The following is a 22,353-nucleotide window of genomic DNA, read 5'->3' as shown; positions in this document are numbered from 1 at the left end:
GAATGACTCTTAAAGAGCCTTTCTAATTGTTTCTGCGTAGTCAATTCCACGTATTTTAAATACGTTATTTAGTTTGTCTATTTCTATTAGTGATTCTCCGTTGACAATGTATTGATAGTAAATAATCTCGTATGTGCCTGTTACTTCATTGGTGGCATTTGCTTCAATACTTCCCAAATCCAATTTCTTAGGTATACACTTGATGATTTCCTTATTAGCATCAGTTTTTATAGAGCCATTTGAACTATTAATAGCATCAGTAACCCATCTAGTTTCAATGTGCTGAGATTTTTGACCGAACAATTCAATTGCCTTAGCATTTGACCTTTTAAAAGTTATCTCAAGTTCCATCGAACCTACTTGACCCAATGAAGGCATATCAATTTCACCCAATATTCCGGCACCTTTTATTGTGTCTGTAAGATTTTCAATTGATGGTCTTTTGTAACTAGAAGTATCACAGATATATTCTGGTCTGCCAGAGCTCCTGTCATATATCGCATATTGTATTGTTTTATTTCCTAAAATCATTATTCTTCACCCCCTGTCAAAGCTGCTAGCCCTTCAGTACTATACTGCACTCTAAAGGTTAATGCTTTTGCAATCGGAGTAGTTGTAGTAGCAACATCAAATGTAAAATCACCATTCACCATATCTTCAGTACTGTTACTAACTTCTACGAAATTAATTGTTCCATATAGCAGCTTTCCTTCATTCACAAGTCCGTTAAGCCACTGCTGAATTGAAGCCTTTATACTATCAATATCTCTCCTGCTTAACGGCTTGTCTATGCTGTCAAGGTAATCATACTGTAGCGTATTAAGTAAATAATGCATCATTCTGACACTTGAATCTGATCTATCTTCTGGAAGTATATCATCAATAGTTCCATGATTGTAATTAGCCATATGAGAGCCCCATAATCTCAATGAACCTCTTACCATGTTTACTGTTGTAATACCTACTTTATTTAGACTGTTGGCAGTTAATTCGTCAAAGGTAATTGCTTTTCCATCTTTGAGTACAGTTGAAGTTGCATTTATAGACTTGTTTGACGGACTTATATATGGTACTCCATCAGCTATTGTATCCTGTTGCTGCATTGTCAAAGCTGCTATAGTTGACAGATGGTAAAGGTATCCTCCGTACTTAATCATTGGCCAGCAAACTTTATCTAACTTGCTAGTATAATCATTTGTTGTTTTCAGAGAAATAGCTTTAGACACACTATTTCCGTCTATATCTGAGGATATATCAGATACACATATAGCAAACCACTTTTGAGATATCTTTGACAAAGCCTTTGAAATCATCTTTTCATGATAAGCTGGTTTTTCTGAATATCCTGGGGCTACAATTATATTAGGAATCACTCCAAGTAAGCTCTCAGATAAGTCGATGGCTGATAACGCCTTTTCAAATACTGACACTGTCAGTGCTGTATCTGATACATCAATTCTTTTATATATTGCTTCAGCCGTTGCTTCTGTAAAACCCTGCTTTGTAATTACTACCTTTATCCATTCACCGTCATACTCAAGCTTGTAGTCACCTTCAGCTAGTTCTGTTTCAGCCGTAATTGCTACATCTTCAATCGAAGCCAAACAATCCTTTATATATCCGACTTTGTTACCACTCACTCCTGAAAGTGTAATTGATTGCGTTGTATCAGTCGCTTCTTTTAAATCTGGACTTGCCATGTTAACTACAACAATAGGGCCTATACTGGATACTCCATTATCAAAATGAGCCTTTATTACCTCTCCCAATGTGTATTTATCCCAACTATCCGAATATCCTATCTTTGCCTTTGCATCAGCTAGACTTGATATAAGGATAGGAGTATTAATTAACTCTGAATAATCAAAGTCTGGGGAGCCTAAAGTATTAATTTGCTGTATAGGTGCCGTTCCAATATATACAGGTATTGTTCCTAATGTTTTAGTTGACAAAGTTCCTGTAAACGGAATCTGTTCACCATACACGCCATGTTTATATACCATGGTTTTTTACCTCCATTCTTTAAAAATTCAGCAAGCACTCAGTTGACTGAATACTTGCTGTAAATGTTATATATCCATACCAATACGGATATATTAGTTCTGTATCATAAATTCCGTAGTTGACAGGTCTTTGAACTGTTCCTAGTTCATTTATTACTGACTTGTTTATCAGAGCCTGCCGGGTAAATTCAATAAAATTGATGAGATCTATATATCCCTTTGCATCTGGAATTTTTGTATCCTCATAGAAACCACCACCGTATGTAGCAAGTATCAACCTTATGCTTAATTCATGTTTATCAGCTCCATCTGAGCCATCATCAAGAGTTATTAATAAAAGTGGTACCTGGAAATCATATGGAGCAAAATTCTTATGGGGAAGGTAGCAAATCTCCACATATGGATTTACGTATTCAATAGGATTTGTTTCTTCTTTCTGCAATTGAATCTTATTTGCTACCTCCGTTTGTAGAAATTCCTTTAAGCCTTTTAAAAAATCAAGAGTTACCATTCACTTCACCTGCCAACTTATCCAGTCTATATTCCAGTTCATGTTCTATTCTTTTTTCTAAAGTTTCTACAGCGGTTTGCTCTGCGGATTTGAGTACTTCTTTATTACTTGCCATTTGTGCAACGGAAAGTGTATGAAGCATTTTTAGTTTTCCATTATGATCTCTCGTAAAAATACCTACCGCACCTCTAGACTTCTGAACGAATGTTTTAGCAATATATTTTGATTTTCCCTTTTTAACTTGTACTTTTGCAGGTTTCCTTCTCCTAATAGCTGCCTTTTTCATACCTTTAGTTGATACTGGACCTTTAGGTGTCTGTAGAAATCTAGCAAGGTTCAATGTCCTACCTCTTACTTCAATCTGGCCGGAAGGATTTTTTACGGAGGCTTTTTTTATATTGATTAGATTGTTACTACTTTCACTCTTATATTTTTTCCCTCCGCTTAAATCACTTTTTTTAATCTTATATATTTTAGTAATTCCTTTTTGAATCTTTGTATTTACAGCAGATAGGGTTCTATTTATTGCAGGCGGTAATGATTTCTTAGCTAATTCAGGGAAATCCCTCATTGCCCTTGCTACATTTTTCAGATTAGAAGTATCAAGTTTTATCTCCATTGTCTTCCCCCAGTAAACTGCAGAATTATTTTATTTACACCATCCTCTGTAGAAACTTTTGTAATTGTTGCAGGCTTTCCGTTATACATTAGCACATCCCCTACTTCTGGAGGGTAGCTTACTTTTGGTATCTTTTGATACTCAGAATCAGTTATAAAAATAAGGATATCCCCGGTAATTAGTCCCGAAGTATCCTTATTCTTAATCAATTCAAGTTCATATTCATCATTTACCACAACTACTGATATTCCATTGATTTCAACTAAATCGGCAAATTCATCAACATTAAAAAAGGTATTTAGATCCTGCTGCAACAAATCCTTAAAGTTACTCATGTTCTTCAATCCTTGAAATGATTTCATTTTTTGACAACTTATCAGTTATGCCTTCTATGCCTTTACTTTCTGCATATTCAATCAACTGTGCTTTTGTCAATTCTGATAAATCATTCAAACTATTCTCAGCATTTGATTCGGGAATATACTTTTCAGCATTACCATTTTGAATAATTTTTTCTTCTAAATCACCTAAATTCAAAACTGCTCCTGCTTCTAAAATATCGCCTTTTAGGTTTATTGGATTAAGAAGTTTAATCATTTTTACACCTCTATCCTATTTTTAATTTTGCCGTTACGCTTGAAGTTGCTTTTGGTTCTGTACACCACCCGGCAGGAATATTACTATTAGCTGTTTTTGTAAGCTTATTATTTGTACTATCCCAATATAGCTGTTCTCCTACTGCAAAAGCAGCTGTATTATCTGCAGGCAATTCAATAACACCCGTCACTGCCACCGTTCCAGTTGCTCCAATTGCTATATCCTCTTGAGCAATTCCTATTCTAGTAACTAAAGGTATAATATCCTTGTATCCAATAGCACCTGAAGTACTATTGGTATAATCAATTCTTTCACCTTTTTGAATAAATGTTCCTTTGGCCATCTACTTAACCCCCAATCATATTTTATATATTAGTAATTTCTTACTGCCCGGCATTCTTAGAGAGTCCTCTGTAATCAAGTATATTTACACCATAATCTATGTAAATTCTCCATTCCATACCGAGGAAGTCAAATCCAATTCTGCTTTCAAGTTTTGGCATATCATCACCATTCAAATATGTTACTTCAATTGTATCAATATCTCCTGGATCTGCTGCGAAATAATAAGCTGATATGCTATATGTATCAAGTTCAGCATCAACAACAAGATTTAGTGAATTTCTAAATACATTTGCAACTCCTGAGTTATTACCGCTAGGATCAGCAATGGAATTTAAGAACTGTGCTGCCTCTGTCTCTTTTTCTGCAGGTGTAATAAGGAATTTAGGTGCAATGTTTAATGTTTCTTTTCCTCTTATATTTTTTTGCTTTCTCATAAGCTTTCTTGCTTCACCCACTGTAGCTGTTCCAATAGTCCCAGGTGTTCCAATATTTTTATGATTAGCATGGAACAATGTTACTCCATCATAGATAGTTGGATTACTACCAATCATTTTGTAAACTAAAGTATTTATTCCTCTTCCTGCTGCTCTTACATATGCTTCAGGTATTTTGGTGAGTACTCCGATATCATCATTTATAAATGCCTGTCTGCTGATACCAAATTTCTTACCAAATGTAGCAAGTGCTTTTGTAACACCATTATCAGACATTTCATCCATTTTAAACTCACCCGATTGAGTCATTTTTTCAAGATCTCCAGCTTCTGAAATCTGATATACTGTTGCTGCTTTAAAATCGGGATTGCTACCCTTCTTTGTCCATACCTGATATGTAGTATTTTGAGCTTTATATGCAGTTGCCATACTTTTGTTAACAGTGTTTGACATTATAGAAGCAAATTGTCCATCCGGACTAAGAGCTTCTCTAAATAATCGTTCGCTGTCCCAACGGTGTGCATTAACTACTCCACTTCTTTGCAAACAGTCTATTGCAATATCCCTTAATGTCATTCCTCTAAAATCCCTTGCACCTTCTGCTGGCTTTTCAACTGACATTCCTGCTCTTAATATAAGACCATCAGATGCAGCTTCTCTTACTTTATCAGCCTCTTCTTTTGTTACTTCAATATTAATTTCTCTTGAAGCATTTTTAGGAGTCCTTTGTTCTTTTAACGATTCAAGTACTTTAGCTCTAACTTGATCCATTGAAAAACCTTCTCGAACATATTCATCTGGTGAAACTTCAAACTCCCTGCAAAGTGCTGTTATGTCAGAAACTCTTTGCCTTTCCATTTGAATAGCTCTTTGCAAGTCTTCACTTCCTTGCGGTTGTTCTCTAGTAGCACTTTGTTCATGTGTTCCTGCGCCACCCCCTTCATCTGGTGCAAACATTGGTGAATTTCTTTTTCTTCTCATGTTCTCATCATCCTCCATATTGGTATTATCATTACGGCCATAAGCCGATTCAGATTCAAAAAAATCTCTTCCTACACCTACAGAATCATCCGCAGGTACTGATACAATTGATATTTCATAAGGTGACCATCTAGTAGCCACTTCGCATGGACCAACAAACCTTCCATTACTTGATAATTTATTAGGTGCAACCTCTTCCCATACATCAACAGAGTAGCCTACTGAGACACCTTTAAGCGTTCCGCTTTTTACTTTCTGATAGATTCTTTCTGATTCCTCATCAGTATCGAAAATAATATCTGCATAAGTTTTCTTTTCAGCATCGTTACATACTGCATTTTCAATTCTACCTATTACAACGTCCTTGTTATGATTCCATAAAGCTACTCCGATTGTATTGATTCTAGTCATATCAATACTACCAGCATCATGACAAAGTATTTCTTGACCAAACCATCTACGTACTGGCTGTTCGCTTGAAAAAGATATTCTTACGCGCCTTTCTTCATCTTTTATTTCTCTAATGGCTATATCAACTGTCCTCTTCATTTGAAGCCCCGGTTTCGGTTTCTTCGTTTTTGGCACTGTTACCACCTCCATCTTTTTTGATTCCTAGAATTTCTTTTGCTTGTTCTTCTGTAAACGGAAATGAATAAACAATTAAAGCAACTGCAGAATCATAAGTTAATGTGTTATTATTTACAGCTTGTACAATTTCAAGTAAGCTACTAATTTGGGCTCCATTAAGAATAATCTCTTCTTTCTCAGTAGTTTCCTTGGGCTTGTCTTCGTTAGCTTCTTCTGTCTTTTCGCTCTCAATTTTGCTCTGAGAATTGCTTTTATTGTCATCTTCTTTAGCTAAATTTTTCTCTATTTTATTCTCTTTTTCTTTTTCACTCTCTGAATTATTGTCTGCATTTGATTGTTTTAGTGCCAGTTCTTTTTTATATGCCTCTTCTGCAGCTCTTTGTTTCAGAACGTCTCTCCAATCCTGTCCTCTCTCAGCACATATGCGTGCAAGAGTATCTTGTCCTGTATTAAGTGCCGTTTCATTTGCTTTAACCTCTTTTAGAGGATCTATCCAGCTCCATCCCGGAGATACCCACTCATGACGCATATATTTTTTCTTGTTCTGCCAAAAATCTTTAATATCTAACTGTTTAGAGAGTACTGCTGAAATAAGAAATTCAGTATAAACCTCGTCACATATATGGTCTATAATAAATTGCTGCCACATTGCATATGAGCGTTGGTCTTCAAGTAGTCCTTGTCTTGCACTGCTATAATTCACCTGTGACATATCTCTTGAAACTGCTTCATATGATAAACCCTGTCCTGAACCTGCAAGCCTTTGCTGTGTAGAAATAAAATCTTTAGCATTACTTGATTGTCCTGAAGGATTAACTGCAGATACAGTTTCACCAGGCTGTAATTCTTGAATCATACCAGGTGATATTGTTTTTGATTTATATCCGCTTTTAGAGTCAATACTGTTTGTCCCTCTTCCAATTCCCGTTCCTGGCGATACTTTAGTTATAAACACTGATAAACAGGCAAGTATACGTTCCTTTACTGAAATTGCTTCCACAAATTCATTAACATCCCTAACCCTACGAATAGTTTTAGACATTGATGATATTTCTCTTATTTGTGAAGGTCTTGTTTTTTTCCATGCATAAATAACATTTTTAGCCTCAATCCGCTCTGTCTCTCCGTTCCAAAAACCTTCAGGAGTATATTTTTTAAACCAGTATGCAACTGGCTTATTATATCTGTTTAGTTCAATTCCACTAATTATTTTATTACCACCTACGCCCGAAGCATTTGACATTGATGTATCAAGTTCATCAATTTCTCGTGCCTGTAAACTGAATGGAACTATACCATCAGATGTATAAGCCTTTATAAAAATAACAGCACCATCAACAATAAGCCTTCTAATGGCCATTTGTTGCATCTCTAAAAAAGTTTGAGTTCCTGTCACATCACAGTTTCTCGCTTTGCACCATTCTTTCCACAATTCCTCAATTTGCGTATTCAGTTCATCATTATCACTGCCATCTGGTTTAAGGACTTTAGCTTGAACTTGCATTCCAGTTCCAATAACATTTCTCTCAAATGCTCCGATTATGCTTTCAGAAATATCAGAGTTTCGCTCTAAATCTCTAGCTCTTGCCCGGATTATATCTCTACTGCCTTGGTCTGTCTGCTCAGCCATAGTATTTACAGCAGTCCATCCATGATTTAATCTGTCATTACTACCCGAATCATAAAATCTATGTTTAAGTGCTTCTCTCCATTCGCCTCTTTTATATGCCCAAGAAGGACTAAAAGCAGCTATTGTTTTATCAATAAAATTCAATCTTCTCACCCCCTTTCAGAAAGTGTTTATTATCTTCTATCGAATACTGCAACATATGTACTATTTTCATTTTGCTCATAAAGCTGTTGTGTCAACTTTCTTCTTTCTTGATATAGAGTATTTAAATCCGCGCGTCTTATTTGTTTAGATCCAATTCTATATTCCTGAGCTCCATTTTCTATTGCTGCTATTGCAGTATTAATTTGATTAAGCTGTTCATCTACTGTCACTTTATCCACCCGCCTTTGTCATTTATCCAGCTACTATTAGATTTAATAAACCCACCGGAATCCTCCTGTGGGTTTGATTTAACTTGTTGTGTTTCTGTTTCAAATTGTTGTTCCTGTAGATATCTAATATGGAGTAAATCAGCTGCACATCCTGCATAAACTTCACAATCTAAGTAGTGATTTGCAGTATGTGAACCTTTAGGTCTCCAAACCTCTACATCTCTTCCACCTTTTTTTTCAATTGTTTTTTCCTCTGAGCATATTTGCTCAGCATAATCAATATCACACCCTTCATATACCATCCAGCTTCCGTATCCGTTTTCCCTTTTAAGTCTTCCGGCTATCATATCTTTATATTGTCCACCATCTACTATATACAAACGCATTCCAAAAGCTTTGCTGTCAGACTTATCAATGGTACTTATCTTATATCTGGATACCAGCGGTGTAGATGAACCCTTCATCGGCACAGCCCATTCTTGATTGACTGCACAGAATTCATAAACCTCATCAGTCCTTGCACCTGAGTCTATTCCACATAAATTGACTTGATAAGTATTTCCATTGGTATCGTAAAATACAGAATTCATTATAGTTTCTATATCATCCCATGTTTCAGCTCGTCCATGTGCAATATTCCAGCTTGTCAATCGCTCTCCCCAAGCTCTAATAGTAAAATAGAAATAATCCTTCTGAACATCAACCCCACCTGTTAATAGAATAGTTCCTAAAGGTACTTCGTTTTCAGGTACTCCTGATTGTCTTTTCAAAACTATATCAGAATTCATTTTTACCTCTGTGTTTTCCCAAGGTTCTGCAAGCCATGAATTTACGAAGTTCATCAATAGTTCTGGAGTATCTTTAGAAGTCAAGAATGTATATACAACATCTCCAAACCTAACCCAGCGTGAATAAATCGCATTTATATGAAAAGCTGTTTTTTTTGTACCATTACTCTTTTCTGTTCTCCATTCACCAGCTCTTACCATCGCTTGTTTATGTGCATCAGTAATCACTCCTCTACATTTCTCACATTCATAATATGCAGAAGCTGCCGACTCTTCTGGTGAAGCTGACTTTTCCCATTTTATTTGTTTAAATCTAAATATTTGATAGTGTCCACAATAAGGGCATGGGACGTAAAATTTAAATTGACTATCAGCATTCTCCCACTCCTGCCATATAGCTCCAAACTTTTTTGTTGGGGTTGAAGTTTGAAATATCTTTTTATTATGAGCAAAAGTTTTTGTTCTCTCCCTTGCCAAACTTCTAGGTTCTGCCTCTTTTCCTGCACTCGCTGGAAACTTATCAACTTCATCCATCAGTAAATATCGTATTGGTCTTGATGCAAGAGAAGCTGGGCTATTTGCACCTGACAGAACAACATACATTCCATCAAATTGCAGTTCAAGCATTTTACTTTCTTGTTCTTGATACCTGTTTTTAATTTCTGGACATAAGTTAACCATTGGCTGTATTCGATTTTTACTTGTATATTCTGCAAGATCTAAAGTTGGATACACAATCAATGTTGGGCTTGGATCCTGAGCTATTATATATCCAATAATATTGTTTAGGCCTTCTGTTCCTCCTACCTGTGTAGGCTTAACAAAAATAATTTCTTCTATATCTGGATTATTGAACGCATCCATTACTCCTTGCAAATATGGTGTTTTTGATGTATCCCATTTACCAGGTTCTGCTGATGTTTTGGCATCTAGTATTCTATGCTTATCAGCCCACTGTGAAACAGTCAATCTTTCAGGAGGTTTTAATATTTTTAAAGCTTTATCAAGCCATTCTGACCACTCATGTTTTTTCTTTCTTTTTCTTCGTGGCCGTGTATACTCCATCAATTGATAATTGTTCAAGTGCATCTGATGTCAACTCCGTAATCATTTTTTCTATCCTCCTGGCTTCAATCGAATCAACAATACCTGATAATTCATTTGCAATTTTTCTACTAAATCCAAACATAGACCTTTTTAGAATAACAAAAAACCGCTGTAATTCAGCGGTCACATCTTCTTTTCTTATATACTCTCCTCTAATAACAGCATTAGCAAACTCTGCTTTTTCTGCCTGTTCTCTTTTGAGGTCCATTTCATACTTTAACTTTTTGGTTGCGATTGACATTCCAGCAACATCTTCTTCATCTTTAATTCCATTGCCTATCAATCCCCTCCATTTAAGAATTTCCCATAATGGCCACCAGCCTCTAGCTGATTTTGGACAACCTTTTGATTCCCACTCAGTTAATGTCTTTCTGGCAATACCCAGTTTTTCACAAATCTCCTGAGTACAAACACAAATCTGTCCATCAATTTCTTTGTAAGAATCGTTTAAATTTTTCATGCTTTTCTCCTACTTGTTACCCTGAAAAAAGTTTTTATACTGGGTGATATTCCGGGGTTCGCTAGACCCGCACCTCCCCACCCCCATAGGAAGGACCCAAATAATAATTTATTAATAATATAATATTTTAACACTTTTAGCGAAAATAAAAAATCCTGTATCAATTGATATCACTGCATTTCAGCTTGCATTATTCTTTTCAATGTGATATTATGTATTAAACAATGTAAAATTGTTTGATACGTATGTAAACTTATATAGCTATATTTGTTTACCGCCATACAGGAGGTGAACAATAATGAAAAGAGACAAATTATTTCTTTATGTCATAATACTATTACTAATCTCAGTAATTATTATGTTTGAGATCATTTTATTACGTAAGTAGCTAAACCTAAACATTCCTTTAGTCGTCAATATATATTGGCGACATCCACAACTGATAATAATATAATTTATTACAAATATAATATCAGTAAATTCCAATAAAATATCTCTTAAAAATCCATTAACTTTTATAACAAATCCCAATTTCAATAGGGTTTCAAGATTTTAAATGTTACCTTCTTGCTAGAAGTATGTTTTTACCCCTCAACTTTTGACATAAACACCTCTACATTTGACACATTGTTATATGTATGATTGTGTCAATGTCATTTTAAAAAGTTTCTTCTAATAATGCACAAAAAAATATATACATCAGTTGGACATTTCTCTGATATGTCAACGTCAGTATATATTTAAGTTAGAATCTATACTTTTTTTAGTCTGCTAATAAGACCTTTAATCTTATATTTGCTTTTATTAAAATCAAAAAATATCTTTGCAACTTTAAAAATATAACCAGCATTGTTTTTATTTTCAATAATATCTCTGATATCATTTGAAGTGTATTTTCTTTCACCTGAAGCTGACTTTATTCTAAACCCTTTTTCATTTGCAAAAGATGCTACTTCAGTTATACTTTGAATTTCTATAAATTTTTGAACAATAATACCTTCAGCAGTTACAGGCTTTTCTTTTATACATTTGATAACAACATCTCTTACTAAAGTTAAATCTTCAATTTGAGTGTTTAATTCATTAAGTGTTAATGCTTTAGAATACATATCACTTTTTCCCCTTTGTCAAATTTAGTATTCTCAATTTTTTAACCGCTTGGTCTTTAGTTTCCTGAATTACCCCAATATATCTTAATGTTGTCCCTATATCAGAATGATTAAATAACTCTTTGACAATTACAATGTCTTTTGTTTGCTGATATAAAAGAAATCCAAATGTTTTTCTCATGGAATGAGTTCCAAGAGAATCAATGTTATATTGTTTAGCAACTTCTTTTAGTATATCATATGCTCTAGCTCTGCTAATCGGTTTGTTTGTTCCTTGACGAGAAGCAAATAAATATTCATAATCTTTCATATTTTCAGTATATTTTTTTATTTCTGGCTTAATATCTGGATGAATTAGGAATCTTTTTTCTTTGCCTGTTTTTTGCTCATAAAGTGTAATATATTCTTTATTTCTAACATCTTTTACTCTAAGTTTCAATATATCAGATATTCGTAGTCCACTATATATCCCAAATAAAAACATTATGTAATCCCTAATATTTTTTTCTTTAAGATCATTTGCAATCTGACGTATAAGTTCTATATCTCTAATAGGCTCAACTGTTCTCATCAGATTCCACCTTCTTTGCTTCAGATAACCTTTCACAATTATTACACTTTTTACAGCTTTCTCTCTCTGAAATTAATAATTTTCGCTTTTTTTCTGGAGCTGATTTAAAATCAAAAATGCAGCTCCTACAGTCCACAGAATGTATCCACCTAATTGTTTGTATAAATATCAGCTCCTTTTTGCATAAATAAAAACGAGGCAGGTGTCTTTCTCCCTGTCTCGTTTCGTGTGTTCAAAATTAAAAGATATTTTTCTATTATACTATTATACTTTACTTTTTCGCGACATTCACCGACAAACTGTCACTCCACTTCTTAAGCCTTCTTTCAATTGTTCTGCTTGTCCATCCCATTTCTTCTGCAATCTCTCTAGTCTTTTTTCCATTTATATATTTATATATAAGTATCTGCCTTAATTCACTATCAGTAATATCATTGTATATGTACTCAGTAATTTTATCTTTAGTATCTAAAAGCTCATTGAGCTTTGTATTAAGCCTATTTTCTATCCTTCTAATTTTTCGAAAATAGCTATTATAATCATATCCCTCAATTTTTATTTGATGTGCAATGTATGGATATGTTGGTTGTGAGCCTGTTACAGAATCTTTTGTATATTCCGGCTCTAATTTCTTAATTTCATTCTTTATTTGCTCTATCTCACTCTCGATTTTTGTAAATCGTGTTAATTCTTCTTTAGTCATACTCATAAGTTCAAACCTCCATTCCTATTTTGACATGCACCTGTGAAATATTTGTTTTTTATGCTGTTCTGAAAGTGAAGCATATTCTTGTATTTCAATTTCTATCAAGGTCATTAAGCAGTAATTAGCCATGTCTTTAAGTGTATCTCTTAGGCTCTCATCTTTGACTTTATTTTCTGCTCCTGTTGCAAGTGCTTTAATTCTATTCCATTTGTCTGACATTCTTGTAACTGCAGAAATCAGTCCAAGTTCATTAAAAGTTTTTCAAAATGAATCCCCATAAGCTACATTTTTAGATTTATAAATCTCGTTTAATTCCTCACATAATATTTTGTGCTTAATGTGCTTTTCTTTCATTATCATCATCCTTCCTCATTTATATGAATTTTTCTGTAAACTTTGTTTTATTATACTTTTACCTTCTGCAAAAGTATATAGATATTTCACGTTTTGTAAAAAACATTCAACAATTCTTAACCTTGGTTTTCTATCTTTGATTATTGCGTTTAAAAAACATTATCCATTTATATACCTTCTTTCATTTTTATGGTATAATTTTCTTCAAGATGGAGGTGATGTTTATGGCGATAGATTTACAAAATTTAACTAAAATCGATTTATATTGTCCTTTTAGACATGATTACTGTGTAATGGAATGTGCTTTATTCCATAAAGAGTCTGCATTTTCTGGTCATTGTTCTATATTTAACACTAAAGATTTATTAATCATTCAAAGAAAAACTTATGATTTGTTAGAATGCATCAATGATAATTTGCAGAATATTAATAATAGCTAATTACAGTAACTTAGTTCAATCTTAGGTTTGAGTTAGATTTGTATTCTAACTCAAACTTTGGACGAGCCGACCAAATCTATTTTTTTATTTGTAAATCGTGTTAATTCTTCACTAGTCATGCTCATAGTTGCAACGCCTCCTTTCTTCACGCTTTAAAGGTTGCTATTTAAATATTTTCATTTTTTGCCTTTCTCAAGTTATACCAACTTTTGACAAATAGTTTTCTATGTAGTACAATAGATAAATAAAAGTACCTTGAGCGAGGACTAACAGCACCCCCTGTTGTTTATCCTCACCACTCTCCGAGAGGGGTAGAGAAGATAAATCCATGCAAGGAAATATTATAAAGGGGGTATGCCATATGATGCTAAATAAAGTTGGTAATTTCTTTAAATCATTTAGTTTTAAGGGTTTGTCTCTAAATTTTGGTATTATTAAGCTAGATCTTGCATGGTGTTCTCGCTGAGGGTGCTTTTTATTTTTATTGCGAATTAAATCAGATTCATTTGCTCTGACAAAATAAGATTTTTCTCTTCGGTGTTCCTTTTTTTCTTATAATCGTTATACTGCTGACGATACCTGTAGCTGTCTCCAAAAACTTTCCATGCAGCCTTTACTAGATTTGGTTCAAAAGGACGTATTTTTTCTAAGTCCTCTATCGCCTTAGCAGAAATAGAACAACCACAACAACCTGTTCGTTTCAGCCCATACACCTCATATGCATCTGAATATTTAATTTTGTGAAAGTCCTTGTACCACTGCTTGTCTGCGTCCGACACATAGTATAAGGGTCTTAATCTATATTGACCTCCTGCCGTTTCTGAGAAGCACATAGATGTATTGTCTTTGCGTGGAACAGACCTCATGCCTCCTTCATCTCTGCTCTCACCTGTGATTACCATGTCAAAGTCCTTTTGCACTGCGTGGGCTACATGTTTTTTGCAGTAGTCACAGCACTTGTTGCTTACTTTAAAAGGGATTGGATTTTCTTTAATAAAGTCAAGCATATATTTTGAGGAGTTTATGACAAGTTGGATGTCAGGTCGTGGCTCTCCTGCGGAATTACATCCGCACAAAAAGTTAATTGTTGTTTCACACCCAGGGTATCTTGCTTTTAGTTCTGCCCGCTTAGCTGCTTTATCTTCTGCATTTGCGTATTCATCAGCTATTGTCAACGGAATGTTTTTCTTTTGCACCCCCTCCAACCCAGCCGACATAATCTTTGAAACGAACGGTAGCCCATGTTCCCTTGTAGCCAGAACGATATTTTTTTTAGGTCTGTGTTCGGTGATTGTTATACCGTAAAGCTTTTCCATGTTACGAACATGGCGCTTAATTGCCTCCATTTCAAGCCCTGTGTTAAAAAAGCAGTATTGGACAGGTGGAAGATTAAATGTTTGACGTACTGTCTCAATCAAGTGAAGCATGATGTCACTATCGCTGCCTCCTGAATAAGAACATATTGCATTCGGATGCTCTATCAGCCTTTTTGCTATGATGCTTTTAATTGCCTCAAATTTGCGCGGTGATTCAAAATCTGCATATGTAGGTCTGTCGGTGTATACTTTGCTTTTGTATTCAATCTTCTTGTTTGTTTTCATAGTCATAAGTCCTCTCTCGTCAGAGAGGCGGCGCGCCTTTAAAAGCTTACCTATGACGTTTAAAATTTATTTTTTAGTTCACATTTATTTAAATGGTGAAACTATTCTTCCCAATATGATATTTCAGTTTCTATTGTTTCATTTAGCTCATCAATAGTCTTTATGTCTGGGTTTTCTTGATCAAATATATTAAACTCTTCTTCGAGCATTCCAGTCTCTTGCAAAATCTGTATGTTATACAAAAGCCTTAAAAGACTACTCATTTTATTCTTATCTTTCCATTTATAAGCCTTGCATAATACTCTAAAATCAGTTGCTAACGCCCATACTGTTTTACCCTTAATATCAGTAATTACATTGTCTTTCTTTATCCCTAAGAAGGTATTTTCTATCGGATAAACGCTGTCAATCCATACTTTTGTACCATTCGATAAACCCTGTACTTCCTCAAAAATTTTTAGTTTATGGGTTATTTTATGTTCTGGCTTTATGGTGTCCGTTTCGGACACTTCTTTACTTAACATTGCTGTTTCTGCAGCTCTTTCTGCTTCAACTGTTGCTTGCAGTGCTCTTACTGTTGCATGTTCCGCTTTCTTTACCGCCTGCTCTACCTCCTCCGTTCCATCAGTATGTAAAACTGACTTTACTGGTATACCTATTTGTTTTGCTAATTCTATCTCTCCCTGCATTCCTTCGCTTATGACATTTCCAAATACCCATACTTCATCACAATGTTTCACAAGCTCAAGCCCTAAAGCTAATGCTGTTTCCCTCTCCTGCTGTACTTTATCGTTAAGTATCCCGTTGAATGTAACGTGTGGAGCTATTGGAATATACCCCATTATTAAAACAGTCTTGCAATACTCTTTTGCTCTTGTTATATTTTCTTCTATATCTCCCTTAACTGGAGAACATACATAAACTAACTTTTTATTAAACATTTTCTCTGCTACCTCCATTTTTCAAGTAATTTGTAATAACCTTTGAGGCTTCCTCCCAGCCGTAACATACTGCTGTAAAATATCCGTTATTATCTAATGCCTCTAACCATTCGTTTTGTTTTCGTGTCGTTTTATTCTCGCCTGCCTTTAGTTCTATATATAGTCCATGATATACACCCCTAGGTACTGGTAAGCATATATCCGGTACACCTGCTTTTACTCCTTCCGCTTTGAGTCTCTTCGCTGTAGCAATATCCCTCTTTCCACCATTAGGTATATGGTACATTAGATCAAGCTCTGGCATAGCACCAGATGATAATGTAGCCCATCTAAACAAATATATTTGCTCTACGCTCTCACTTGCTGTTGGAATTTTGCTTTTAGGCAATCTCTAAACCTCCTTTGCTTTTCCGATTCTTTTCCCTCATATGAGGCTTATCCCTCTGCCGCATCCTTACATACAGATAAGCCCCACTCACAAATTTGCTATACTTTATATCAATGTCATTAAATATGTATCCCTCATATAACTTTTCGAATATGTCACTTGCTAAATTCTGATCTCTGGCTATCCTCTCCGCTTTCCTTTTTGTCATTTTGCTATCTGCTATAGTAATTTTAGGTTTTTCTAAATTTCTGCTTGTTGTATATCTCTTTGAATTTTTAGAATCTTTTGTTATGTATCTGGCTAGTCCTTCCAGACCATAATCATCAGTCTGCAATCGTCTACTGTGTGTCCTACCTCCCTTATCCCAAATTTTTTCCGCTGCATCTCTATCTCGGAAATTCATTACTATGTGATGGTGTACCCTTTTTTTACCTTTCTTCTCATCCTCTTCATACTCGGTTACATAAATGTATTTAAGAGCAGGAAGTTTATTTTTTCTTACATATCTGTTTAAACGTCTAATGTAATTTTGCATATCCTTTTTGGCCTGCTCCGGACTGCCCGGTAAATGTTTACTATCGTATGTAAATGTAGCCCATATATCCTCATTAGTGAAATTTGTATTTATTAACCTTATAATTTTTTTCTTTGTGTTTTTGTCATTCAAATTTTTTTGCACTTCTCTACTAGGCTTTTTTTTCTTCATCCTGATATCTTTATTACCTGTTTTCCATATAGGATATATTTCACATTCCAGCATTTGACCGCTCTTTATTGTTTTTACTCTATATTTCTTAATATTTTTATCTCTCAGAGCTTCTATTTTTTCCTCTATGCTATCTTCATATTGAATGTCATATATGACCTCATAATTTTCTAGGGTATAGCTGTTACTATACGGCACATATTTAACCCCCTTTATGTTAATAATTTTTGTGTCATATTAATTAACTAATAATGGTAATTTCTTGTTTATGGTTGTTAAGTTAATACCTATTACGAGCCCGTAAACGCCTATCAGCGTTGACTTTGACTTATGCCGTTAAGTATGCTATACTGTTATTGTATTTGTTTGGCAATTAGTCAAATTTAAGGTTACGCCTTGTGTACTACTGGAATAGCATACAAGGCGTTTTTTTCTGTTTTCTTTATCATTTATGTAGCTCACCTACCGACCTTTTAACATAGCGGTTTTTCCTCTCCCTTTGTCTTTCACTTGTACAATATGGGCAAATATAGCCTCTCTTTGTAACTTTTTTATACCTGCTTATATTCCACGTCTTCCCGCAATCATTACATATTGCAAAATAGGCTATATACGTATGATCTAGCATAGAGGATAAATCAGTACCTGTATTAAACAAAGGCATAACCTTATTTAATAATCTCATTGCTATACCTCCTGTTTAAATACCGCTGCATCTGACCTCATAAAAGTTAACTTCCCTTTTGTTGATTTAGAAATTTTCACTTTTAGACAAGAAGTAATATTAACTGATACATCTTTTAATAAGCCGTCATAAATCATTATTGCTGAGTTTAAAATAAGCTCTTTTATAATGTTCTCTACTGGTAGCAATCCATATGAAGCTGAGCCACCACCAAATAAATTTTCTATTTGCTCCTCTGCTCGCTTTATTGCTTGTCGCCTATTCTCTTCCGCTTTCTTTTGAAACTGATACTTTGTAGCTTCAGCACAATTACAATGAAGCGTTGCACATTCATTAGCCTGTTCTATTGTTTCAAAATCTTCCTTATCATGCAGGCTGTTTTGTCCGCAGAATCGGCAACTGCCAAAAGATATAACTTTCTTCATAGCTTTTCTCCTTTCATAATTTTGTTTTATGTCCTCTTGTTTAATACAGCCCATTTTTTCTGATATTGTTTCTTCCTAGCTTTTTTGCATAAATCGCAAATGTCTTGAATCTGTCTGCTATAAAATGTACCTCCGCAACGCTTACAGTATTGTGGCTTCATTCTTATAAAGCTGCTACATTCGTCACAGTTTATTTCTCCAGAAGTACAGCCCTTGACTGGATTCCATTTCATACATATATCTTTCTGCCAAAATCCATCCCAGTTAAGCTGATTAAATCTTGTCTTCAATGTTGCAATTAACCTAGCTTCAAGTGCTTTGTGTTCAAAAGCTCTTCTATTCTTTTTCCGTTCATTTTGACGATTGTTGCCAATGTAAGCACCCGAACCCCAAACATCCAGCCGAGCTACTCTGTGTTCTACTCCTGAAAGTGACCTACCTAATTTATCAGCAATATCCTTTATCTTTTCTCCTTGTCGATATAGATAAATAAGCTTTGCATCTTCTTGCGGTGTCCACTTAATGCAACCTTTAGGCTTATTAGCAGAATCATTTTTTCTCTTTTGTTTTAGCCATTCTGGCTCACTTCCAAAAGCATATAATTCTACTCTACGGCTATCCCATCTATCAGGATTATTTTTAAGCCAGGTAATGAGTGACGATATTCTGATGTAAGTAAACTCTTTTTTACCTCTTGGAGCTATATGTTTGAATGGAAGACCTAGTCTGGGAATCCAGTAGTCTGTGATAGTGTGTATGTCTATTCCTAAAAGTTTTGATACTTGGAGCGCCGGTATATATTCACTATGATCTTTGAAAGCACCAAGCCCAATCCTTTTGGATTTTACTGTTATGGCGTTTTGACTTCTACCCATGATTTTAGCTATCTGAGGAATTGTTTTTGAACCCCATAAGTCACGAAGCAGTTCTATTTCACTCTGAGTCCAGTTTTTTTTGCATCCCATTGCTATTCCCTCAACACTCGCTATTTGAAAATAGTTTATGCGTTCCGTCTCGAAGTGCTTTTTCCTCTTCTGACATTTCATATCCTAGCTTTGTTAAAAAATCATAGACTAAGTTTGAATCTTCATCATTTTCATATTCTCCATTCCAGTTATAATAGCGGTTTTGAGTTGATTCAAGTGATAGATATACCATCGCAAATAAACTAAGTTCCGGCTGTTTTGCAATATCATCTGCTATGTCGTCATATTTTAATTCCTCTTCATCATCTCCATCAACCTCTATATTGAAATATTCTTTTATAGAATTAAGATCAATGCCAAAATCAAAATATTCGGCTGTTCCTTTACGTAGTAAGTACTCAACTATTGTTCTAATATTTTTTTTAGCCTTAGTGCTAGTTATTTGTTTTGCAAAGCTAAGTCTTAGATTATAAGCTTGATGTGTCAGTTCTCTTAATTCAACTAGCTTTTTTTCTCTGTCTTGTCGCATTCTTTGCGCTTCGTCATCTTCATTGTCTCTCTCATTAATTTCATCTTGTCTTCTGCATAGTTGAATTGCTCCCCAACCAGTTTCATAGTAGAAGTATTCTGTGTCTTGAGCATCGTCGGGTACTTCAATTTTCTGATCGTATTCAGATGGGAAGTAGTTTTTTATAGTGATAAGATCTGCTGTATCTTCTGTCTTTTTTGCAAATTTCTGAAGCTCAGAAATAATAAATGTCCTCTGTTTTTCCTTTTTTTCTTTTTCGATAGCACTCTGCAGCTCCCATTTAAAATTAGGTGTACCTATTTTGTCTAATACACTGTTTCTTAGTGATATATCATGAATCTTATCTAGTTCCATGTAGTCTAGAAGTGAAGCACCACGCTCTACTGATTTTTTTAATTTATCGCTATCAAGTTCTAGTAACTTTACTCTTCGCCTTACTGTTGATTCTGAGAATCCGGTCTTTTCTGATATGTTGTTTATTGACTCTCCAAGGTCGAGCATCATTTGAAAACCTTGCGCCTGCTCGTATATATTTAAATCGCTACGTTGCATATTTTCAAGCAGCATTGTTGCTAACTGTGTCTTGTAATCCATATCTGATACTATACAAGGTAATTCTGTTAGCCCTGCAAGTTTTGCAGCTGCAAGACGTCTATTCCCAATTACAACGAAATACCCCATTTCCTCTTGTACCTTTGGGTCATCTGCTCCGACACCTGTATCAAAGCAGAACCAAGGCACTACCGTCAAGTTTTGTAAAACTCCCCTAGTTTTAATACTTTCTGCAAGCTCCGTCAAATCCCCAAGTTCTTTTCGTGGATTTTTTGGGTGATTTCTCAGCTTATTTATATCAATGTTTTGTAACATACTTTTTACTCCTTCCTCATAGTTGCCTAGCAATTCAAGATTTTGAATTTCCTCTCCTACTTAATACACAAAGGGCAGCTCCAATCATAACAACTACCTATCTTTTGTCCCTCTTCTGTGACTATTTCCTCCTGCTCAGGATGCCTGCAATTATACCCGCTGTTAACCAAAATACCATGCTCTAAATATGCACTATAGAAATAACTACAATTCCGATATTTAATTTCTTTTTGGCGTAGTTCTGGCATATGAATCATCCCTTTCTGCTACAGCACTAATTTTTTTATTAGCTTGCTGCCTTTGCCTTTCGCAATCCGCTTCGTATTTCTTAAATCTTTTAAGCACTCCGCTTTCACTCAGCCCAAATAACTCACCTATGTACTTCCACGATAATCCGTTGTTTTTATGTTCTCTTATCCCTTCAAAATCTTCTTTGCTTAATTTTATTGCAGGCTTCTTTTTGCGATTATTTCCAAATTCAAAAATCACTACAGCTTGCTCCGGCGTACAGTCCGTTAAAATACTAATTGCTAGACAGCACCAGTTTTCTTCCATTGTCCTCCCTCCCGCTTTTGTATATTTGCAGATTTAATTTTGATAAATTGTATTAGCTATTTTCTTACTATAAATTTCGAATTCTTCGTGACTAATCACACCACACTGGCTGTATGCAAGTAGCATACCTAGATAAATTCCGTAGCTTAGGCTCTTCCCGCCATCACTTTTAGTTTCTTTGTATTCGATAAGTTTTTCAGCGAGATTTTTTAGTGCTGTTTGCTTGTCCATTCTGTTAACTTCCCCTCTTTAATTCACTTATGCAGTTACAGCAGATATTCTTTCCCTTGTATGCTTCAACGTTTTTTGCTTCATTGCAGAAGATACATGCAGGCTCGTATTTCTTCAAAATAATTGTTTCTTCATCAACATAAATTTCTAAAGCGTCCTTCTCCTCAATTCCAAACGTTCTACGAAGCTCAATTGGCAATACTACTCTTCCTAAGTCATCTACTTTTCTAACTACTCCTGTTGCTTTTCTAGTCATAAATAAATCCTCCTTAAATTTTAATTTTTTAATTATTTTCAACTCCAAGCCATTTTAGAAATCTTGGCTTTGGGATTATGTATTTCCCTTTACCTGACCGTTCTGCAGGAAACTTTTTACTTCTAAATAGCCTATAAACTTGATCATGGGATATATCAAGATATTCCTTTACATCTTTAGGTGTCAGTAACATTGGTAGTTCATCATTTTTCAATTACTATCCCTCCTTTTGATAAACAAAACTTACTTTTTTATATTTTTAATAATCAAATCTGGAATTTTGATAAAGATATATCGGTTTTGACGATATTATGCTATAATTTCATTAGATTCATCTAAATTGTTTTTTATTAATTTGGATACAGGGATGTTTAATTTTAGTGATAGTTGTTCTAGCTTATCTCCGCTTGGGAAACTCTTTCCGTTTTCCAGTTCGCAGAGATAATTTTGTGAAATTCCTAACATTTCTGCAAATTGTGATTGAGTTAGTCTTTTTCTTTTGCGGATTTGTTTTAAGTTTAGTTTTAACATTAAATCGTCTCCTTTACGTTTGATGATTTAATGTTATCGCAATATGCGATTATTTTCAAACAATAAGTATCGCTATATGCAATATTGGCAAATAA

Annotated in this window: 31 protein-coding genes and 1 pseudogene; 1 reads left to right on the top strand and 31 read right to left on the bottom strand. The window is 34.7% G+C overall.

The window, feature by feature from the left end:
• Positions 1 to 9: 9 nt before the first annotated feature.
• From EHE19_RS01585 to EHE19_RS01505, 17 genes and pseudogenes are all read right to left on the bottom strand, one after another.
• Positions 10 to 531 carry a phage major tail tube protein gene (locus EHE19_RS01585; RefSeq protein ID WP_137699029.1) on the bottom strand — a complete coding sequence of 174 codons (522 nt, stop codon included), beginning with the start codon at positions 529 to 531 and terminating at the stop codon, positions 10 to 12.
• A complete protein-coding gene (locus EHE19_RS01580; protein WP_137699030.1) occupies positions 531 to 2,003 on the bottom strand; it encodes a phage tail sheath family protein in 1,473 nt (490 codons plus the stop codon). The genes EHE19_RS01585 and EHE19_RS01580 overlap by 1 nt, the downstream gene beginning before the upstream one ends.
• A 19-nt stretch (positions 2,004 to 2,022) precedes the next feature.
• On the bottom strand, positions 2,023 to 2,514 hold the full coding sequence (locus EHE19_RS01575) for a hypothetical protein (RefSeq protein WP_137699031.1): 492 nt from the start codon (positions 2,512 to 2,514) through the stop codon (positions 2,023 to 2,025).
• Positions 2,501 to 3,133, bottom strand: a complete 633-nt coding sequence (locus EHE19_RS01570; protein ID WP_137699032.1) for a hypothetical protein — start codon at positions 3,131 to 3,133, stop codon at positions 2,501 to 2,503. Before EHE19_RS01570 ends, EHE19_RS01575 begins: the two co-directional genes overlap by 14 nt.
• Positions 3,124 to 3,468 (bottom strand): hypothetical protein, encoded by a 345-nt coding sequence (locus EHE19_RS01565; RefSeq protein ID WP_137699033.1) that lies wholly within the window; start codon positions 3,466 to 3,468, stop codon positions 3,124 to 3,126. The genes EHE19_RS01570 and EHE19_RS01565 overlap by 10 nt, the downstream gene beginning before the upstream one ends.
• Positions 3,461 to 3,730: a hypothetical protein gene (locus EHE19_RS01560; protein WP_137699034.1), complete on the bottom strand. Its 270-nt coding sequence runs from the start codon at positions 3,728 to 3,730 to the stop codon at positions 3,461 to 3,463. The genes EHE19_RS01565 and EHE19_RS01560 overlap by 8 nt, the downstream gene beginning before the upstream one ends.
• Positions 3,731 to 3,740: 10 nt before the next feature.
• Complete coding sequence (locus tag EHE19_RS01555) at positions 3,741 to 4,073, bottom strand: DUF2190 family protein (RefSeq protein WP_137699035.1); 333 nt, start codon at positions 4,071 to 4,073, stop codon at positions 3,741 to 3,743.
• Between the two features lie 40 nt (positions 4,074 to 4,113).
• On the bottom strand, positions 4,114 to 6,075 hold the full coding sequence (locus tag EHE19_RS01550) for a prohead protease/major capsid protein fusion protein (RefSeq protein ID WP_244648309.1): 1,962 nt from the start codon (positions 6,073 to 6,075) through the stop codon (positions 4,114 to 4,116).
• A complete protein-coding gene (locus EHE19_RS01545; protein WP_137699037.1) occupies positions 6,023 to 7,852 on the bottom strand; it encodes a phage portal protein in 1,830 nt (609 codons plus the stop codon). Before EHE19_RS01545 ends, EHE19_RS01550 begins: the two co-directional genes overlap by 53 nt.
• A 29-nt stretch (positions 7,853 to 7,881) precedes the next feature.
• Positions 7,882 to 8,082 (bottom strand): peptidylprolyl isomerase, encoded by a 201-nt coding sequence (locus EHE19_RS01540; RefSeq protein WP_137699038.1) that lies wholly within the window; start codon positions 8,080 to 8,082, stop codon positions 7,882 to 7,884.
• Positions 8,079 to 9,959 (bottom strand): phage terminase large subunit family protein, encoded by a 1,881-nt coding sequence (locus tag EHE19_RS01535; RefSeq protein ID WP_205314720.1) that lies wholly within the window; start codon positions 9,957 to 9,959, stop codon positions 8,079 to 8,081. The genes EHE19_RS01540 and EHE19_RS01535 overlap by 4 nt, the downstream gene beginning before the upstream one ends.
• Positions 9,892 to 10,437: a hypothetical protein gene (locus EHE19_RS19520; RefSeq protein ID WP_205314719.1), complete on the bottom strand. Its 546-nt coding sequence runs from the start codon at positions 10,435 to 10,437 to the stop codon at positions 9,892 to 9,894. Before EHE19_RS19520 ends, EHE19_RS01535 begins: the two co-directional genes overlap by 68 nt.
• Before the next feature lie 752 nt (positions 10,438 to 11,189).
• A complete protein-coding gene (locus EHE19_RS01525; protein ID WP_137699039.1) occupies positions 11,190 to 11,546 on the bottom strand; it encodes a hypothetical protein in 357 nt (118 codons plus the stop codon).
• A gap of 1 nt (position 11,547) precedes the next feature.
• The gene (locus EHE19_RS01520) at positions 11,548 to 12,117 is read right to left on the bottom strand and encodes a site-specific integrase (RefSeq protein ID WP_137699040.1); all 570 of its coding nucleotides are present in this window, start codon (positions 12,115 to 12,117) and stop codon (positions 11,548 to 11,550) included.
• Positions 12,104 to 12,253 carry a hypothetical protein gene (locus tag EHE19_RS01515; RefSeq protein WP_171003652.1) on the bottom strand — a complete coding sequence of 50 codons (150 nt, stop codon included), beginning with the start codon at positions 12,251 to 12,253 and terminating at the stop codon, positions 12,104 to 12,106. The genes EHE19_RS01520 and EHE19_RS01515 overlap by 14 nt, the downstream gene beginning before the upstream one ends.
• A gap of 135 nt (positions 12,254 to 12,388) precedes the next feature.
• Positions 12,389 to 12,826, bottom strand: a complete 438-nt coding sequence (locus EHE19_RS01510) for a sigma factor-like helix-turn-helix DNA-binding protein (RefSeq protein ID WP_137699041.1) — start codon at positions 12,824 to 12,826, stop codon at positions 12,389 to 12,391.
• 18 nt (positions 12,827 to 12,844) lie between these two features.
• Positions 12,845 to 13,177 (bottom strand): annotated as a pseudogene (locus tag EHE19_RS01505) (nucleotide modification associated domain-containing protein).
• 224 nt (positions 13,178 to 13,401) lie between these two features.
• On the opposite strand from EHE19_RS01505, the gene EHE19_RS01500 reads away from it, so the two are divergent.
• Complete coding sequence (locus EHE19_RS01500; protein ID WP_137699042.1) at positions 13,402 to 13,617, top strand: hypothetical protein; 216 nt, start codon at positions 13,402 to 13,404, stop codon at positions 13,615 to 13,617.
• A 491-nt stretch (positions 13,618 to 14,108) separates the two neighbouring features.
• Here EHE19_RS01500 and EHE19_RS01495 read toward each other — a convergent pair whose 3' ends face one another.
• From EHE19_RS01495 to EHE19_RS01430, 14 genes are all read right to left on the bottom strand, one after another.
• On the bottom strand, positions 14,109 to 15,218 hold the full coding sequence (locus EHE19_RS01495; RefSeq protein ID WP_171003653.1) for a phosphoadenosine phosphosulfate reductase domain-containing protein: 1,110 nt from the start codon (positions 15,216 to 15,218) through the stop codon (positions 14,109 to 14,111).
• 101 nt (positions 15,219 to 15,319) lie between these two features.
• A complete protein-coding gene (locus EHE19_RS01490; protein WP_190530451.1) occupies positions 15,320 to 16,159 on the bottom strand; it encodes a DUF7768 domain-containing protein in 840 nt (279 codons plus the stop codon).
• Positions 16,152 to 16,547: a VRR-NUC domain-containing protein gene (locus EHE19_RS01485; protein WP_342343337.1), complete on the bottom strand. Its 396-nt coding sequence runs from the start codon at positions 16,545 to 16,547 to the stop codon at positions 16,152 to 16,154. The genes EHE19_RS01490 and EHE19_RS01485 overlap by 8 nt, the downstream gene beginning before the upstream one ends.
• Positions 16,540 to 17,451, bottom strand: a complete 912-nt coding sequence (locus EHE19_RS01480; RefSeq protein WP_190530449.1) for a rolling circle replication-associated protein — start codon at positions 17,449 to 17,451, stop codon at positions 16,540 to 16,542. The genes EHE19_RS01485 and EHE19_RS01480 overlap by 8 nt, the downstream gene beginning before the upstream one ends.
• 247 nt (positions 17,452 to 17,698) lie before the next feature.
• A complete protein-coding gene (locus EHE19_RS01475; protein WP_190530448.1) occupies positions 17,699 to 17,938 on the bottom strand; it encodes a hypothetical protein in 240 nt (79 codons plus the stop codon).
• Positions 17,939 to 17,940: 2 nt separating this feature from the next.
• Complete coding sequence (locus tag EHE19_RS01470; RefSeq protein ID WP_137699294.1) at positions 17,941 to 18,363, bottom strand: hypothetical protein; 423 nt, start codon at positions 18,361 to 18,363, stop codon at positions 17,941 to 17,943.
• 26 nt (positions 18,364 to 18,389) lie between these two features.
• Complete coding sequence (locus EHE19_RS01465) at positions 18,390 to 19,328, bottom strand: hypothetical protein (RefSeq protein ID WP_190530446.1); 939 nt, start codon at positions 19,326 to 19,328, stop codon at positions 18,390 to 18,392.
• Positions 19,329 to 19,338: 10 nt separating this feature from the next.
• Complete coding sequence (locus tag EHE19_RS01460) at positions 19,339 to 20,685, bottom strand: ParB/RepB/Spo0J family partition protein (RefSeq protein ID WP_190530444.1); 1,347 nt, start codon at positions 20,683 to 20,685, stop codon at positions 19,339 to 19,341.
• Positions 20,686 to 20,741: 56 nt separating this feature from the next.
• Positions 20,742 to 20,933: a hypothetical protein gene (locus EHE19_RS01455; RefSeq protein WP_190530442.1), complete on the bottom strand. Its 192-nt coding sequence runs from the start codon at positions 20,931 to 20,933 to the stop codon at positions 20,742 to 20,744.
• Entirely contained in the window at positions 20,905 to 21,240 is a 336-nt protein-coding gene (locus EHE19_RS01450; RefSeq protein ID WP_137699298.1) for a hypothetical protein, read from the bottom strand. Before EHE19_RS01450 ends, EHE19_RS01455 begins: the two co-directional genes overlap by 29 nt.
• A 33-nt stretch (positions 21,241 to 21,273) precedes the next feature.
• Positions 21,274 to 21,471, bottom strand: coding sequence for a hypothetical protein (locus EHE19_RS01445; RefSeq protein WP_137699299.1), 198 nt, complete (start codon positions 21,469 to 21,471; stop codon positions 21,274 to 21,276).
• A gap of 4 nt (positions 21,472 to 21,475) precedes the next feature.
• Entirely contained in the window at positions 21,476 to 21,727 is a 252-nt protein-coding gene (locus EHE19_RS01440) for an AbrB/MazE/SpoVT family DNA-binding domain-containing protein (protein WP_190530440.1), read from the bottom strand.
• A gap of 28 nt (positions 21,728 to 21,755) precedes the next feature.
• A complete protein-coding gene (locus EHE19_RS01435; protein ID WP_244648308.1) occupies positions 21,756 to 21,941 on the bottom strand; it encodes a helix-turn-helix domain-containing protein in 186 nt (61 codons plus the stop codon).
• 95 nt (positions 21,942 to 22,036) lie between these two features.
• Complete coding sequence (locus tag EHE19_RS01430; protein ID WP_137697306.1) at positions 22,037 to 22,258, bottom strand: helix-turn-helix domain-containing protein; 222 nt, start codon at positions 22,256 to 22,258, stop codon at positions 22,037 to 22,039.
• Positions 22,259 to 22,353: the final 95 nt, after the last annotated feature.

It is taken from the genome of Ruminiclostridium herbifermentans (genome assembly GCF_005473905.2).
Classification (GTDB): domain Bacteria; phylum Bacillota; class Clostridia; order Acetivibrionales; family DSM-1351; genus Ruminiclostridium; species Ruminiclostridium herbifermentans.
The sequence above is the reverse complement of the archived record's forward strand: the minus strand, read 5'-3'. Positions and strand labels throughout refer to the sequence as shown.

Excerpts from the sequence above, each read along its gene's own strand:
- EHE19_RS01525 (WP_137699039.1), bottom strand. The coding sequence starts at position 11,546 with ATGTATTCTAAAGCATTAACACTTAATGAATTAAACACTCAAATTGAA.
- EHE19_RS01495 (WP_171003653.1), bottom strand. The coding sequence starts at position 15,218 with ATGAAAACAAACAAGAAGATTGAATACAAAAGCAAAGTATACACCGAC.
- EHE19_RS01445 (WP_137699299.1), bottom strand. The coding sequence starts at position 21,471 with ATGGACAAGCAAACAGCACTAAAAAATCTCGCTGAAAAACTTATCGAA.
- EHE19_RS01490 (WP_190530451.1), bottom strand. The coding sequence starts at position 16,159 with ATGTTTAATAAAAAGTTAGTTTATGTATGTTCTCCAGTTAAGGGAGAT.
- EHE19_RS01520 (WP_137699040.1), bottom strand. The coding sequence starts at position 12,117 with ATGAGAACAGTTGAGCCTATTAGAGATATAGAACTTATACGTCAGATT.
- EHE19_RS01555 (WP_137699035.1), bottom strand. The coding sequence starts at position 4,073 with ATGGCCAAAGGAACATTTATTCAAAAAGGTGAAAGAATTGATTATACC.
- EHE19_RS01465 (WP_190530446.1), bottom strand. The coding sequence starts at position 19,328 with ATGGGATGCAAAAAAAACTGGACTCAGAGTGAAATAGAACTGCTTCGT.
- EHE19_RS01455 (WP_190530442.1), bottom strand. The coding sequence starts at position 20,933 with ATGCCAGAACTACGCCAAAAAGAAATTAAATATCGGAATTGTAGTTAT.
- EHE19_RS19520 (WP_205314719.1), bottom strand. The coding sequence starts at position 10,437 with ATGAAAAATTTAAACGATTCTTACAAAGAAATTGATGGACAGATTTGT.
- EHE19_RS01570 (WP_137699032.1), bottom strand. The coding sequence starts at position 3,133 with ATGGAGATAAAACTTGATACTTCTAATCTGAAAAATGTAGCAAGGGCA.
- EHE19_RS01580 (WP_137699030.1), bottom strand. The coding sequence starts at position 2,003 with ATGGTATATAAACATGGCGTGTATGGTGAACAGATTCCGTTTACAGGA.
- EHE19_RS01470 (WP_137699294.1), bottom strand. The coding sequence starts at position 18,363 with ATGAAGAAAGTTATATCTTTTGGCAGTTGCCGATTCTGCGGACAAAAC.
- EHE19_RS01460 (WP_190530444.1), bottom strand. The coding sequence starts at position 20,685 with ATGTTACAAAACATTGATATAAATAAGCTGAGAAATCACCCAAAAAAT.
- EHE19_RS01535 (WP_205314720.1), bottom strand. The coding sequence starts at position 9,959 with ATGCACTTGAACAATTATCAATTGATGGAGTATACACGGCCACGAAGA.
- EHE19_RS01450 (WP_137699298.1), bottom strand. The coding sequence starts at position 21,240 with ATGGAAGAAAACTGGTGCTGTCTAGCAATTAGTATTTTAACGGACTGT.
- EHE19_RS01575 (WP_137699031.1), bottom strand. The coding sequence starts at position 2,514 with ATGGTAACTCTTGATTTTTTAAAAGGCTTAAAGGAATTTCTACAAACG.
- EHE19_RS01440 (WP_190530440.1), bottom strand. The coding sequence starts at position 21,727 with ATGACTAGAAAAGCAACAGGAGTAGTTAGAAAAGTAGATGACTTAGGA.
- EHE19_RS01475 (WP_190530448.1), bottom strand. The coding sequence starts at position 17,938 with ATGAGATTATTAAATAAGGTTATGCCTTTGTTTAATACAGGTACTGAT.
- EHE19_RS01560 (WP_137699034.1), bottom strand. The coding sequence starts at position 3,730 with ATGATTAAACTTCTTAATCCAATAAACCTAAAAGGCGATATTTTAGAA.
- EHE19_RS01430 (WP_137697306.1), bottom strand. The coding sequence starts at position 22,258 with ATGTTAAAACTAAACTTAAAACAAATCCGCAAAAGAAAAAGACTAACT.
- EHE19_RS01565 (WP_137699033.1), bottom strand. The coding sequence starts at position 3,468 with ATGAGTAACTTTAAGGATTTGTTGCAGCAGGATCTAAATACCTTTTTT.
- EHE19_RS01585 (WP_137699029.1), bottom strand. The coding sequence starts at position 531 with ATGATTTTAGGAAATAAAACAATACAATATGCGATATATGACAGGAGC.
- EHE19_RS01500 (WP_137699042.1), top strand. The coding sequence starts at position 13,402 with ATGGCGATAGATTTACAAAATTTAACTAAAATCGATTTATATTGTCCT.
- EHE19_RS01510 (WP_137699041.1), bottom strand. The coding sequence starts at position 12,826 with ATGAGTATGACTAAAGAAGAATTAACACGATTTACAAAAATCGAGAGT.